10 protein-coding genes are annotated in these 13,009 nt (G+C 68.1%); 3 read left to right on the top strand and 7 right to left on the bottom strand.

Annotation, left to right across the window (positions count from 1 at the left end; genetic code table 11):
- The first annotated feature begins 12 nt into the window (after positions 1–12).
- Positions 13–1,143, top strand: coding sequence for an efflux RND transporter periplasmic adaptor subunit (locus AC5P9N_RS12345; protein WP_012481207.1), 1,131 nt, complete (start codon positions 13–15; stop codon positions 1,141–1,143).
- Between the two features lie 4 nt (positions 1,144–1,147).
- Positions 1,148–4,309 (top strand): efflux RND transporter permease subunit, encoded by a 3,162-nt coding sequence (locus AC5P9N_RS12340; RefSeq protein ID WP_099483932.1) that lies wholly within the window; start codon positions 1,148–1,150, stop codon positions 4,307–4,309.
- 158 nt (positions 4,310–4,467) lie between these two features.
- Here the strand turns inward: AC5P9N_RS12340 and AC5P9N_RS12335 are convergent, their stop codons facing one another.
- Complete coding sequence (locus AC5P9N_RS12335; RefSeq protein WP_495223833.1) at positions 4,468–5,373, bottom strand: LysR family transcriptional regulator; 906 nt, start codon at positions 5,371–5,373, stop codon at positions 4,468–4,470.
- Positions 5,374–5,490: 117 nt separating this feature from the next.
- Here AC5P9N_RS12335 and AC5P9N_RS12330 point away from each other — a divergent pair, with 117 nt between their 5' ends.
- Positions 5,491–6,264: an SDR family oxidoreductase gene (locus AC5P9N_RS12330; protein ID WP_005414410.1), complete on the top strand. Its 774-nt coding sequence runs from the start codon at positions 5,491–5,493 to the stop codon at positions 6,262–6,264.
- Positions 6,265–6,365: 101 nt separating this feature from the next.
- Here AC5P9N_RS12330 and leuB read toward each other — a convergent pair whose 3' ends face one another.
- Genes leuB through AC5P9N_RS12300 form a run of 6 tightly spaced genes read right to left on the bottom strand, consistent with a single transcriptional unit; the run spans position 6,366 to position 12,938 of the window.
- Complete coding sequence (gene leuB, locus AC5P9N_RS12325; protein ID WP_099483930.1) at positions 6,366–7,427, bottom strand: 3-isopropylmalate dehydrogenase; 1,062 nt, start codon at positions 7,425–7,427, stop codon at positions 6,366–6,368.
- Positions 7,417–7,995: a 3-isopropylmalate dehydratase small subunit gene (gene leuD, locus AC5P9N_RS12320; RefSeq protein ID WP_099483929.1), complete on the bottom strand. Its 579-nt coding sequence runs from the start codon at positions 7,993–7,995 to the stop codon at positions 7,417–7,419. The genes leuB and leuD overlap by 11 nt, the downstream gene beginning before the upstream one ends.
- Entirely contained in the window at positions 7,995–9,413 is a 1,419-nt protein-coding gene (leuC, locus tag AC5P9N_RS12315; RefSeq protein WP_099483928.1) for a 3-isopropylmalate dehydratase large subunit, read from the bottom strand. The genes leuD and leuC overlap by 1 nt, the downstream gene beginning before the upstream one ends.
- 60 nt (positions 9,414–9,473) lie before the next feature.
- Positions 9,474–10,253 (bottom strand): class I SAM-dependent methyltransferase, encoded by a 780-nt coding sequence (locus AC5P9N_RS12310; protein ID WP_005410951.1) that lies wholly within the window; start codon positions 10,251–10,253, stop codon positions 9,474–9,476.
- A 10-nt stretch (positions 10,254–10,263) separates the two neighbouring features.
- Entirely contained in the window at positions 10,264–11,850 is a 1,587-nt protein-coding gene (locus tag AC5P9N_RS12305; RefSeq protein ID WP_012481201.1) for a 2-isopropylmalate synthase, read from the bottom strand.
- On the bottom strand, positions 11,847–12,938 hold the full coding sequence (locus tag AC5P9N_RS12300; RefSeq protein ID WP_033835631.1) for a threonine dehydratase: 1,092 nt from the start codon (positions 12,936–12,938) through the stop codon (positions 11,847–11,849). The genes AC5P9N_RS12305 and AC5P9N_RS12300 overlap by 4 nt, the downstream gene beginning before the upstream one ends.
- Positions 12,939–13,009: the final 71 nt, after the last annotated feature.

The following is a 13,009-nucleotide window of genomic DNA, read 5'->3' as shown; positions in this document are numbered from 1 at the left end:
GGACGTTGACCGATGAAGATCGTGCGCTGGATGGGCGGTATGGTGTGGGTGGCTGCGCTGGCAGCCTGTTCGGGACAGGAACAGGCGCCGCAGGCGGCCGTGCCGGTACTGGTGGTTCACCCCGGCGAACAGGCCGGACAGGCGCCGGCGGCATTCCCGGGCACGGTGCGTGCCCGTCAGGAAAGCCCGCTGTCGTTCCGCGTCGGAGGCAACCTGGTCAAGCGCCACGTCGATGCCGGCCAGCGGGTGAAGAAGGGCGACGTGCTGGCCGAACTGGACGTGGCTGACTTCGCGCTGCAGGCCCGTGCCTCACAGGCGCAGCTGGCTGCGGCCGAGGCCGACCTGGTGCGTGCCCGCGATGACCTGAAGCGCTACCAGGTGCTGGCCGACCAGCAACTGGTCAGCCGCTCGCAGCTGGACCAGCAGTCCGCGGCGTTCAAGGCCGCGCAGGGCCAGGCCAATGCGGCCCGCGCCAACCTCGATGTGCTGCGCAACCAGGCCGACTACGCGCAGCTGCGCGCGCCGGCCGATGGCGTGATCGCCAGCCGCGAGGCCGAAGCCGGGCAGGTGGTGTCCGCCGGCCAGACCATCTTCAACCTGGCCGCCGATGGCGGCCGCGAGGTGCTGATCGACCTGCCCGAGGCGACCATCCGCGACTACGCGGTCGGCCAGCCGGTCGAGGTGGAACTGTGGAACCGCCCGGGCCAGCGCCTGCCCGGTACGATCCGCGAGATCGCCGCCGCCGCCGATCCGCAGGCACGCACCTATGCCACCCGCGTCAGCCTGGCCGCCGATGCGCTGGCCGATGTCGAACTGGGCCAGAGCGCACGCGTCTACAGCAGCGCCGGTCGCCACGGTACCCTGCAGCTGCCGCTGGGCGCGCTGCAGCGCGGTGCCAACGGTGCCGCCAGCGTGTGGGTGGTCGATCCGGCCAACAGCACGCTGAAGGCCGCCCCGGTCACCACCGGTGCGTTTGGCAGCGAGACCGTGCCGGTGCTGTCCGGCGTGAACGCGGGTGACTGGGTGGTTGCCGCCGGTGGCCACCTGCTGCGAGCGGGCCAGCCGGTGATCGCCGTGGACCGGCAGAACCGCCCGGTGCTGAAGCCGGCCGCGCCGGCCGCTGCCGCCAAGGCCAAGGAGTAAGCCGGTGCGCCGCTTCAATCTTTCCGAGTGGGCGCTGGCCAATCGCCCGCTGGTGCTGTTTGCGATGCTCGCCTTCGCCTTGATCGGCGCGTGGTCGTACAAGCATCTGGGCCAGTCCGAGGATCCACCATTCACCTTCAAGGCGATGGTGGTGCGCACGCTGTGGCCGGGCGCCACCGCCGAACAGGTCTCGCGGCAGGTGACCGAGCCGATCGAGAAGGCGCTGATGAACACCGGCGAGTACGAGTTCATCCGCTCCTATTCGCGCCCCGGCGAATCGCAGGTCATCTTCATGGCCCGCGACAGCCTGCGTTCCAGGCAGATCCCGGACCTGTGGTACCAGGTGCGCAAGCGCGTGGGCGACATCCGTGCGACGCTGCCGCGCGAGATCGTCGGGCCGTTCTTCAACGATGAGTTCGGCGACACCTACGGCAACATCTATGCGTTGACCGGCAAGGGCTTCGACTACGCGGTGATGCGCGACTACGCCGACCGCATCCAGCTGGAACTGCAGCGCGTGCCCGATGTCGGCAAGATCGACCTGGTCGGCCTGCAGGACGAGAAGGTGTGGATCGAGCTGTCCAACACCCGCCTGGCCACGCTGGGTGTGTCGATGCAGCAGGTACAGCAGGCGCTGGCCGACCAGAATGCGGTCACCGGCACCAGCTTCTTCGAGACCGCCACCGACCGCGTGCAGCTGCGCGTGACCGGCCAGTTCAACGACATCGAAGCGATCCGCCAGTTCCCGATCCGCGCCGGTGACCGCACCGTGCACCTGGGCGACATCGCCGAGGTCAAGCGTGGCTTCGCCGATCCGGCGTCGCCGAAGATGCGCTTCATGGGTGAAGAGGCCATCGGCCTGGCAGTGGCGATGAAGGATGGCGGTGACATCCTCAAGCTCGGCGCCAATCTCGATGCCGAGTTCGAGCGCCTGCAGAAGACCCTGCCGGCGGGCATGCAGCTGCGCAAGGTGTCCGACCAGCCGCAGTCGGTGGAAGAGTCGGTCGGCGAGTTCGTGCAGGTGCTGACCGAAGCGGTGGTGATCGTGCTGCTGGTCAGTTTCTTCTCGCTGGGCCTGCGCACGGGCCTGGTGGTGGGCGTGACCATTCCACTGGTGCTGGCGATGACCTTCTTCGTCATGCACTACTTCGACATCGGCCTGCACAAGATTTCGCTGGGTGCACTGGTGCTGGCGCTGGGCCTGCTGGTGGACGATGCGATCATCGCGGTGGAGATGATGGCCACCAAGATGGAGCAGGGTTACGACCGCCTGCGCGCGGCCAGTTTCGCCTGGGAATCCACCGCGTTCCCGATGCTGACCGGCACGCTGATCACGGCGGCCGGCTTCCTGCCCATCGCTACGGCGGCCTCGAGCACCGGTGAGTACACGCGTTCGCTGTTCCAGGTGGTGACCATCGCGCTGGTGGTGTCGTGGATCGCGGCGGTGCTGTTCATCCCGTACCTGGGCGACAAGATGCTGCCGGACCTGTTCAATCCGCAGCCGCCGAAGCCGGGCAGCGTGTCCGCGCGCTGGCACGCCAAGCGCCAGCAGTGGGCCGATCGTTATCCGGCGCTGGCCAACCTGATCGCGCCGCCGCAGCACGGGCACGACCACGATCCGTACCAGCGCCCGTTCTACCGCAGCTTCCGTCGCTTCCTCGATGGCTGCCTGCGCCACCGCTGGTGGGTGATTGCCGCGACCATTGCCCTGTTCGTGTTCTCGCTGATGATGTTCCGCTTCGTGCCGCAGCAGTTCTTCCCGGATTCGACCCGGCCGGAACTGATGGTGGACATCGAGCTGGCCGAGGGCGCATCGCTGCGCTCGACCCAGGCCCAGGCCGAGAAGCTGGAGAAGCTGCTGTCCAGCCGCGAGGGCATCGCCAACTACGTGTCCTACGTGGGCACCGGTTCGCCGCGCTTCTACCTGCCGCTGGACCAGCAGCTGCCGGCCACCAACTTCGCCCAGTTCGTGGTGCTGGCCAAGGACATCAAGGCGCGCGAAAGCACCCGTGACTGGCTGCTGCACGAGGTGATTCCGAAGTTCCCGGACGTGCAGATGCGCGTGACCCGCCTGGAGAACGGCCCGCCGGTCGGCTATCCGGTGCAGATGCGCATTTCCGGCGAGCACATCGAGAAGGTGCAGGCGATCGCGCGCCAGGTCGAGGCCAAGGTGCGCGAGAACCCGCACGTGATGAACGTCAACCTGGACTGGAGCGAGCCGAGCAAGGTGGTGCGGCTGGTGATCGACCAGGAGCGTGCGCGGGCGCTGGGCGTGAGCAGTGCCCAGGTCAGCCAGTTCCTGTCCAGTTCGCTGGCCGGGCAGTCGGTGAGCGTGTACCGCGAGGGCAACCGCCAGATCGAGATGCTGCTGCGTGGCCCGGCCGATGAGCGCAACCAGCTGGAGCTGCTGTCCAGCCTGTCGATGCCGACCGCCACCGGCGGCAGCATCACGCTGTCGCAGGTGGCGACGATGGAGTACGGCTTCGAGGACGGCATCATCTGGCACCGCAACCGCCTGCCGACGGTGACCGTGCGTGCCGACATCAGCGATGGCATGCAGCCGCTGGACGTGGTGCATCAGATCCTGCCGACGCTGGATGGCATCCGTGCCGAGCTGCCGAACGGTTACCTGCTGGAAACCGGCGGTACCGTGGAGGATTCGGCACGTGGCCAGAATTCGATCAAGGCCGGCATGCCGCTGTTCCTGGTGGTGGTGGCCACGCTGCTGATGCTGCAGCTGCGCAGCTTCTCGCGTGCGGCGATGGTGCTGGTGACCGCGCCGCTGGGCATCATCGGCGCGACGTTGTTCCTGCTGCTGTTCCGCGCGCCGTTCGGCTTCGTGGCACTGCTGGGCACGATCGCGCTGGCCGGCATGATCATGCGCAACTCGGTGATCCTGATCGACCAGATCCAGCAGGACATCGATGCCGGGCATGACCGCTGGCATTCGATCATCGACGCCACCGTGCGCCGCTTCCGCCCGATCGTGCTGACCGCGCTTGCCGCCGTGCTGGCGATGATTCCGCTGTCGCGCAGCGCGTTCTACGGCTCGATGGCGATCTCGATCATGGGCGGCCTGATCGTCGGCACGGTGCTGACCCTGGTGTTCCTGCCGGCGTTGTACGCGGCATGGTTCCGGGTGAAGCCGGACGAATCCGGGGCGTAATGCCCCGGGTTCTGCGGCCACCGCCCTGGTAGGTGCCAACCTTGGTTGGCACTGACGCATGCATCCACGCATGGTGTGGATCTACAGCAGCTGGTCTTTGCCCTGGTAGGTGCCAACCTTGGTTGGCACTGCGGCACGCATCCACGCATGGCGTGGATCTACTGTAGCTGCAGGCCGCTCCGTAGCACTGGCAGCAGCCATTCGATGAATACCTGCACGCGTTGTGCGCGGTGCTGCCGATGCGGCTGCAGCAGGGTCACCGGTAACGGCTGCGCCACATGCTGCGGCATCACCTCCACCAATGCGCCTGACTGCAGTTCGGCCTGCACGTCGTAGCGCGGAATCTGCAGCAGCCCCAGCCCCGCCACGCAGCACGCGATCGACGCTTCTGCACTGTTCACCCGCACCCAGCCGGGCATCGGCAATGTGCGTAGCTGCGTGCCCTCCTGCCACTCCCACGCTTCCACCCGCGCTGTCGTCGGCGATGCATAGTTCACCGCCCGATGCTGCTGCAGGTCGGCAGGTTGCTGCGGCACACCGTACTCGCGCAGGTAGGCCGGCGCGGCAACGTTGACGAAGTCGAGCTGGCCCAGTGTGCGCGCCACCAGGCTGGAATCGCCCAGCTGCCCGACCCGCAGCACCGCATCGCAGCCGTCTTCGATCAGGTTCACCGCGCGGTCGGTCATGCCCAGGTCGACTTCCACCTGCGGATGGCGCGCGAAGAAGTCGGGCAGCGCCGGGGCGATGATGCGGCGGCCGATGCGACTGGGCACGTCGATCTTCAGCAGACCCACCGGCTGCGCATCGTCCTGCTGGAACAGCGATTCGGCGTCTTCAACCTCGGCGATCAGGCGCAGGCAGCGGGCATGGAACACGTCGCCGTCGTGGGTGGTCGACACCCTGCGGGTCGAACGCTGCAGCAGGCGGGTACCGAGCCGCTGCTCCAGCTCCGCAATGGCTGCCGAGACGGTGGAGCGGGGCAGGCCGAGCTGGTCGGCGGCGCGGGTGAAGCTGGCGCACTCCACCACCCGGGTGAAGATGCGGAAGCGATCGATCCGGTCCATTGTTCGCTGGCTCTGGAAGGTTAAGTCAATGCGGCGGGCTTTATCCGCATTTTCTGCACGATATCGTCGTCAGGGCAGGGTTGCCACCCCGGACAGCCCACTTCCGAGACCGAGGCCATGACCGACCATTCCCTCAAGGGCAAGACCGTGCTGATCGCCGGTGGCGCCAAGAACCTGGGCGGACTGATCGCCCGCGACTTCGCCAGCCAGGGCGCCAAAGCCATCGTCATCCACTACAACAGCGCCGCCACCCAGGCCGATGCAGAGGCGACCGTCGCCGCCGTGCAGGCCGCTGGCAGCAAGGCCGTTGCCCTGCAGGGCGACCTGACGTCGGCGGCAGCGATGGAGCGCTTGTTCGCCGATGCCGTGGCCGCAGTCGGCCGTCCCGACATCGCCATCAATACGGTCGGCAAGGTGCTGAAGAAGCCGCTGCTGGAGATCAGCGAAGCGGAGTACGACGAGATGAGCGCGGTCAACGCCAAGGCCGCGTTCTTCTTCCTCAAGGAGGCTGGACGCCACGTCAACGACGGTGGCCGCATCTGCACTCTGGTCACCTCACTGCTGGGTGCGTTCACGCCGTTCTATTCCAGCTATGCCGGCACCAAGGCGCCGGTCGAGCATTTCACCCGCGCCGCGTCGAAGGAGTTCGGTGAGCGCGGCATCTCGGTGACTGCGATCGGGCCGGGCCCGATGGACACGCCGTTCTTCTACCCGGCCGAGAGTGCCGATGCGCAGGCGTACCACAAGACCGCGGCCGCGCTCTCGGCGTTCACCCGCACCGGCCTGACCGACATCGCCGACATCGTGCCGTGGATCCGCTTCCTGGTCACCGACGGCTGGTGGATGACCGGGCAGACCATCCTGGTCAATGGTGGGTACACCACCAAATAATGCAGCCACGCATGGCGTGGCTCTACAGTAGAGCCACCCCATGGGTGGCTGCCCGCAATGTGCGAAGGGAGAGGCGCCACAGGTGGCGTGGCGCTATCGGATCAGTTGAGTTTGGCCAGCACCGCGTCGGTGGCGGCTGCCGTGCTCACCGCCTGGCCGTTGGCGGCCAGATCGGTGGTGAACACGCCATCGTCCAGCACGGCGTGCACGGCGGCTTCCACCGCAGCGGCTTCCGTTTCCAACCCCAGCGAATGGCGCAGCAGCATCGCGGCGCTGAAGATCGTCGCGTACGGATTGGCGATGCCCTTGCCAGCGATGTCCGGGGCCGAACCATGGATGGGCTCGTAGATGCCGACTGCACCGGGTTCGCCCAGCGAGGCCGACGGCAGCAGGCCGAGCGAGCCGGCCAGCATCGAGGCTTCGTCGGTGAGGATGTCGCCGAACATGTTCTCGGTCACGATCACGTCGTACTCGCGCGGCTTGGCCAGCAGGTGCATGGCCATGGAATCGACCAGCTGGTGCTCCAGTGCAACGTCCGGGAATTCCTCGCGGCCGATGCGCGCGGCCACGTCACGCCACAGGCGCGAGGTCTCCAGCACGTTGGCCTTGTCCACCGAGGTGACCTTGCCGCGGCGCTGCCGGGCCAGGCGGAAGGCACTGCGCAGCACGCGTTCGATCTCGGCCACGGTGTAGCGGCACAGGTCGCTGGCGCTGTCGGCGTCGCGGGTCTTGTCGCCGAAGTAGATGCCACCGGTCAGTTCGCGTACCACGACGAAGTCCACGCCCTGCAGCAGCTCGGCCTTGATCGGCGAGGCGTGCAGTGCGGCTTCGTGGGTACGCACCGGGCGCAGGTTGGCATACAGGCCCAGCGCCTTGCGGATCGCCAGCAGGCCCTGTTCCGGGCGCACCTTGGCGTTGGGATCGGACCACTTCGGGCCGCCGACCGCACCCAGCAGCACCGCGTTGGCGGCCTGGCAGGCAGTCAACGTCGAGGCCGGCAGCGGCTCGCCGTGGCGGTCGATGGCGATGCCACCGATGTCGTGCTCGCTGAAGGTGAAGGTGTGGTTGAAGCGCGTGGCGACAGACTTCAGGACGGCGACTGCCGCGGCGGCCACTTCCGGGCCGATGCCATCACCGGGCAGGACAACAATTTCAGCGTGCATGCTCACTCTCGTAGCGTTCGATTTCAGGGACACGGCCCAACAGATACCCCAACTGGTCGACACCTTCCAGCAGGCAGGTCTGCGAGAAGCCATCCAGCGGGAAGGAATAGACGCGGCCGTCCGGCGTGCGCAGTTCGCGCGCGGCCACGTCGATGGTCAGCGCATCGTCCGGGCGCTGCATCAGCGCCTGCACGTCGGCCTCGTCCAGCACGATCGGCAGCAGGCCGTTCTTCAGCGAATTGCCGCGGAAGATGTCGGCGATCTCGCTGCTGACGATGGCGCGCAGGCCGAGGTCGGTCAGCGCCCACGGCGCATGCTCACGCGAGGAGCCGCAGCCGAAGTTGCGGCCGGCGAGCAGAATGCTGCGGCCAGCGTTGTGCGGCTGGTTGAAGGCGAAGTCGGCCACCGGTGAACCATCGGCCTGCCAGCGCCAGTCGTTGAACGCGTTGCGGCCCAGGCCGGCACGCTCGGTGGTGGACAGGAACCGCGCCGGAATGATCTGGTCGGTGTCGATGTTGGTCTGGCGCAGCACCACGCTGGCCGAGGTCAGGGTACGGAAACCGGCCATCACGCCACCTCCTGTGCGAACAGTTTGCGGGTATCGGCGACGTGCCCGTTCACCGCGGCCCACGCCGCGCTCATCGGTGAGGCCAGCAGCGTGCGCGAACCGGGTCCTTGGCGGCCTTCGAAATTGCGGTTGCTGGTGCTGACGGCCAGCTGCCCGGGCGCGACCAGATCGCCGTTCATGGCGATGCACATCGAGCAGCCCGGCTCGCGCCACTCGGCACCGGCCGCGCGCACGATCTCGTGGATGCCTTCGGCCTCGGCCTCGCGCTTGACGATCTCCGAGCCCGGCACCACCAGCATGCGCACCCGGTCAGCGACGCGACGACCGCGCAGTACCTGCGCCACTTCGCGCATGTCGCTCAGCCGGCCGTTGGTGCACGAACCGACGAACACCACGTCCACCGGCGTTCCGGCCAGCGCCTTGCCGGCCTGGAAATGCATGTAGTCCAGGCCCTTCTGTGCGGCGGCATCGTTGGCCGCCGGAATCGGCGCATCCACCGCGATGGCGGTGCCCGGATGCGTGCCCCAGGTCAGGGTCGGGCGGATGTCGGCGGCGTCGATGTGCACTTCGCTGTCAAAGCGCGCGCCGTCATCGCTGCGCAGCTGCTGCCAGCGCGCCACGGCGGCGTCGAAATCGGCGCCCTTCGGCCCGCGCGGCGTAGCGGCGACGAAGTCAAAGGTAACCTGGTCCGGCGCCACCATGCCGGCACGCGCACCCGCTTCGATCGACATGTTGCACAGGGTCATGCGCTGTTCCATGTCCATCGCTTCGATGGTGCTGCCACGGAATTCGATCACGTGGCCGGTGCCGCCGTTGACGCCGATCACGCCGATGATGTGCAGGACCACGTCCTTGGCGCCGACGCCGGGCGCCAGCGGGCCATCGACGGTGATCGCGAAGGTCTTCGCCTTGCGCTGCAGCAGGCACTGCGTGGCCAGCACGTGGCCGACTTCGCTGGTGCCGATGCCGAAGGCCAGCGAACCGAACGCACCGTGGGTGGAGGTGTGGCTGTCGCCGCAGACGATGGTCATGCCGGGCTGGGTGAAGCCTTGTTCCGGCGCGATCACGTGGACGATGCCGCGATTGTCCGAGGCCATGTCGAACAGTTCGATGCCGTGTTCGGCGCAGTTGCGTGCCAGGGTGGCGACCTGCGCTTCGGACGCAGCGCTGGCGTAAGGCAACGTGCCGTCGGCGGCAGGCGGCAGGGTTGGCGTGGAGTGGTCCATCGTCGCCTTGGTGCGGTCCGGGCGGCGCGGCGACAGGCCGCGCTCGCGCAGTTCGGTGAACGCCTGCGGCGAGGTCACCTCGTGGATCAGGTGCAGGTCGATGTACAGCACGGCGGGGGCGCTGTCGGTTTCGGGAACCACCACGTGGGCGTCCCACAGTTTGTCGTACAGGGTGCGGGGTGCGGAAGTCATGCGTATGCCTGGCAGAAGTACGAAATAGCGAACATCAGTAAAGAAAACGGAACGGTCAAGTCAGCGACGGCGGGCGAGCACGCGCAGGCGCACGTAGTCGGCCAGCGGCTGGCCGGCGGCATTGCGCGGCAGCTCGGCCAGCAACGCGGTGGCGGCCTCGCGCACGGTAGCGCGGGCCTCGGCCGGCAGGTCGTCCAGCAGTGGTGCGGCGAAGACCCGCAGCCAGCCGGCCACGCCGGTCGGCAGTGCGGTTGGGCGCGGCGTGCACTCGATCAGTTGCACCTGGAAGCCATGCTGGCGCAGGCGGTCGGCGTAGGCATCGGCCGTCGGGAAATACCACTGGAAGGTGCTGGCGCCATGGCCGTGGGCCACGCGCGCGGCCTGTACCGCCGCGATGATCGTGGCCACGTTGCCGTGGCCACCGAATTCGGCGACAAAGCGGCCGCCGGGGCGCAGGGCGCGGCGCACGCCTTCCAGCACGCGGTCCGGAGTCGTCATCCAATGCAGTGCGGCATTGCTGAACACTGCATCGAACTCGCTGTCGAACGACAGCGCGTGGCCGTCCATCACCTGCGCGTCGACACCGCGTGCGCGGGCGGCGACCACCAGTTCCGGCGAAGCATCCACGCCGTGGATGCGTGCGCCGCTCAGCGCCAGCTCGGTACTGAGTACGCCATCGCCACAGCCCAGGTCGAGGATGCGCTCACCGGCGCGCGGGTCGAGCAGGCGCGAGACCGCGCCGCCGAGCAGCGGGACGAAGCCGGCGTCAATCGCATAGTCCTGGGCGTTCCACTGCTGGCCAGCGGCGCTGGCCGGGGTGAAGGTGTCGAAGGCGCTCATGGCGGGTTCCTCAGGCGGTGGCAGGGGTGGGAACGTCGGTGCTGTTGTGGGCGGTGGCCTGGCGCTGGCGCAGCAGGCGGTTGGCCACATCCAGCCAGGCCAGCGCGGAGGCTTCGATGATGTCCTTGCTGGTGCCGGTGCCGTCGTACTCCACGCCTTCGTGGCGCACGCTCAGGTTGGCCTCACCGCGCGCATCGGCGCCGATGCCGACGCTGTGCACGTGGTAGCTGTCCAGCATCAGCTGCACGCCGGTAGCGGCCGACAGCGCGCCGAACAGCGCATCGACCGGGCCATCGCCCTGCGCGGTCTCGGCCACGCGGTTGCCGTCCGGGTCGGACAGTTCGACCAGCGCGTTGGCGCGGCTGCCGACATCGCTGATGGTCATCGAGGCCAGGCGGTAGCCCTGCGCGTTGGAGCCGCCCTGCATCAACGTCTGCAGGTCGGCATCGGTGACCACGCGCTGCTGTTCGCACAGGCCCTTGAACTGCTCGAACACCAGTTTCAGTTCGTCTTCGTCCAGCCAGAAGCCCAGCGCACGCAGACGCGCTTCAACAGCGGCACGGCCACTGTGGCGGCCCAGCACCATCTGCGAATCCTCCCAGCCCACGTCTTCCGGGCGCATGATTTCGTAGGTGCCGCGGTGGCGCAGCATGCCGTGCTGGTGGATGCCCGATTCGTGGGCGAACGCGTTGGCGCCGACGATGGCCTTGTTGCGCTGTACCGGCATGCCGACCAGGCGCTGCAGCAACTGCGAGGTGCCGACGATGCGCGGGGTGTTGATCGAACTGTCCTGCTCGTAGAAGGCCTGGCGCACCTTCAGCACCATCGCGATCTCTTCCAGCGAACAGTTGCCGGCGCGCTCGCCGATGCCGTTGACGGTGCACTCGACCTGGCGCGCGCCGCCTTCGATGGCGGCCAGCGAGTTGGCCACGGCCAGGCCCAGATCATTGTGGCAGTGCGCGCTGAAGATCACATTGGCGGCGTTCGGAACGTCGGCGACGCCGGCGATGACCTGCTGGAACATCGCGCGGATTTCTTCCGGCGTGGTGAAGCCGACGGTGTCGGGCAGGTTGATGGTGGTGGCACCGGCGGCGATCGCCACGCGCGCGACTTCGATCAGGTAATCCAGCTCGGTACGGGTGGCATCCTCGGCCGAGAATTCGACATCGTCGATGTAGGAGCGGGCCAGCGATACATGCTTGCGTACCGACTCCAGGACCTGCTCGCGGGTCATCCGCAGCTTGTGCTCACGGTGCAGCGGGCTGGTGGACAGGAACACGTGCAGGCGCGGGTTGGCGGCCGCTTCCAATGCACGTGCCGAGGTTTCGATATCGGCCTGCAGGCAGCGCGACAGCACCGCCAGGCTCAGGCTCGGGCGGCGCAATTCGCGGCCGATCAGTGCCATCGCTTCGCGGTCGGACTGCGAGCTGGCCGGGAAGCCGGTCTCGATGATGTCCACGCCCAGTTCGTCCAGCGCACGCGCCATCACCAGCTTCTGCGGCGGGCTCATGCTGCAGCCGGGGGACTGCTCGCCGTCACGCAGGGTGGTGTCGAAGATGCGGATGCGCGGGGTGGTAATTCGTTCGATGGTGGTCACAGGGAAATCTCCTCGACAGCGGGCGTTGCGGCTTGCAGGTGGGAAGGGGAAGGCATGGGGGAGGGCGGCGCGCTGGCCTTGGCGGGCGAGCGGGGTGTTTCGCTGCGCCGTCGCCGTGGCTTGCGCGGCGGGCGCGGTCGGATGTCGGTAAGCAGGCCGGCCAGCACGCCGGCATCGATGTTCCCGCCGGAGACCACCGCGCACTTGCGGCGGCCAGCGACGCGGCGGCCAGCGGCCAGCGCCAGCGCGCCGGCACCCTCGGCAATGATGTGTTCTTCCAGTGCCAGCCGGACCAGGGTTTCGCGCAGTTCGGCTTCGCGCACGATCACCACATCGTCCAGCAGCGAGGTACACAGGCGACGGGTCAGGAAGCCGGGGATCTTCACCCGCACGCCGTCGGCCAGCGAGGCGACGGGTGCGATCTCGCGCACGTCGCCGCGGATCGCGCGTGCCATCGAATCAACGCCTTCCACCTGCGCGCCGACCACGCGCACGCCCTGTGATTTCAGCGCCAGGGCCACGCCGGAAGCCAGGCCACCGCCACCGATCGGCACGATCACCACGTCCGGGGCATGCGCGGCCAGCTCGATGCCGACCGTGCCCTGGCCGGCGATCACGTCGGCATCGTCGAACGCGGACAGGAAGCGGTAGCCGTGGCGTTGTGCCAGTTCGACCGCGAAGGCGTAGGCTTCGTCATAGCTGTTGCCGTGCTGGCGCACGGTCGCGCCCCAGTGGGCGACGCCGGCGATCTTGGTGGCGGGTGCACCATGCGGCATCACAGTGATGGCCGGCACATCCAGGCGATAGGCGGCCCAGGCCACGCCCTGGGCGTGGTTGCCGGCCGAGGCGCAGATCACCGGCCGGGTGTCGCCGCGTTCGCGGCCGGCCAGCAGTGCATTCAATGCGCCGCGCACCTTGTAGGAACCGGTGCGCTGCAGGTTCTCCAGCTTCAGCCAGGTACCGAAGCGTTCGGCGTGGTGCAGCGGGGTGGGCGGCAGGAAGCGGCGCAGGCGGGCCTGCGCTGCCAGGACGTCGGCGACGCTTACGTCGCCGACATCGCTTTCCTGGCTGGTGTCAGCGGCCGGCATGGGCCACCAGCGCGGTGCGGAAGACCGCCGCATGCGGGCACGGGCGGCGAAGAAGACGCCTCCGTACCGGC

The organism is Stenotrophomonas sp. YJH_SMC_6 (assembly GCF_059371335.1).
This window is presented reverse-complemented; position numbering and strand designations above follow the sequence as displayed.

Coding starts and splice junctions, on each gene's coding strand:
- AC5P9N_RS12335 (WP_495223833.1), bottom strand. CDS start 5,373: ATGGACCGGATCGATCGCTTCCGCATCTTCACCCGGGTGGTGGAGTGC.
- leuC (WP_099483928.1), bottom strand. CDS start 9,413: ATGACTTCCGCACCCCGCACCCTGTACGACAAACTGTGGGACGCCCAC.
- AC5P9N_RS12310 (WP_005410951.1), bottom strand. CDS start 10,253: ATGAGCGCCTTCGACACCTTCACCCCGGCCAGCGCCGCTGGCCAGCAG.
- AC5P9N_RS12330 (WP_005414410.1), top strand. CDS start 5,491: ATGACCGACCATTCCCTCAAGGGCAAGACCGTGCTGATCGCCGGTGGC.
- leuD (WP_099483929.1), bottom strand. CDS start 7,995: ATGGCCGGTTTCCGTACCCTGACCTCGGCCAGCGTGGTGCTGCGCCAG.
- leuB (WP_099483930.1), bottom strand. CDS start 7,427: ATGCACGCTGAAATTGTTGTCCTGCCCGGTGATGGCATCGGCCCGGAA.
- AC5P9N_RS12300 (WP_033835631.1), bottom strand. CDS start 12,938: ATGCCGGCCGCTGACACCAGCCAGGAAAGCGATGTCGGCGACGTAAGC.
- AC5P9N_RS12345 (WP_012481207.1), top strand. CDS start 13: ATGAAGATCGTGCGCTGGATGGGCGGTATGGTGTGGGTGGCTGCGCTG.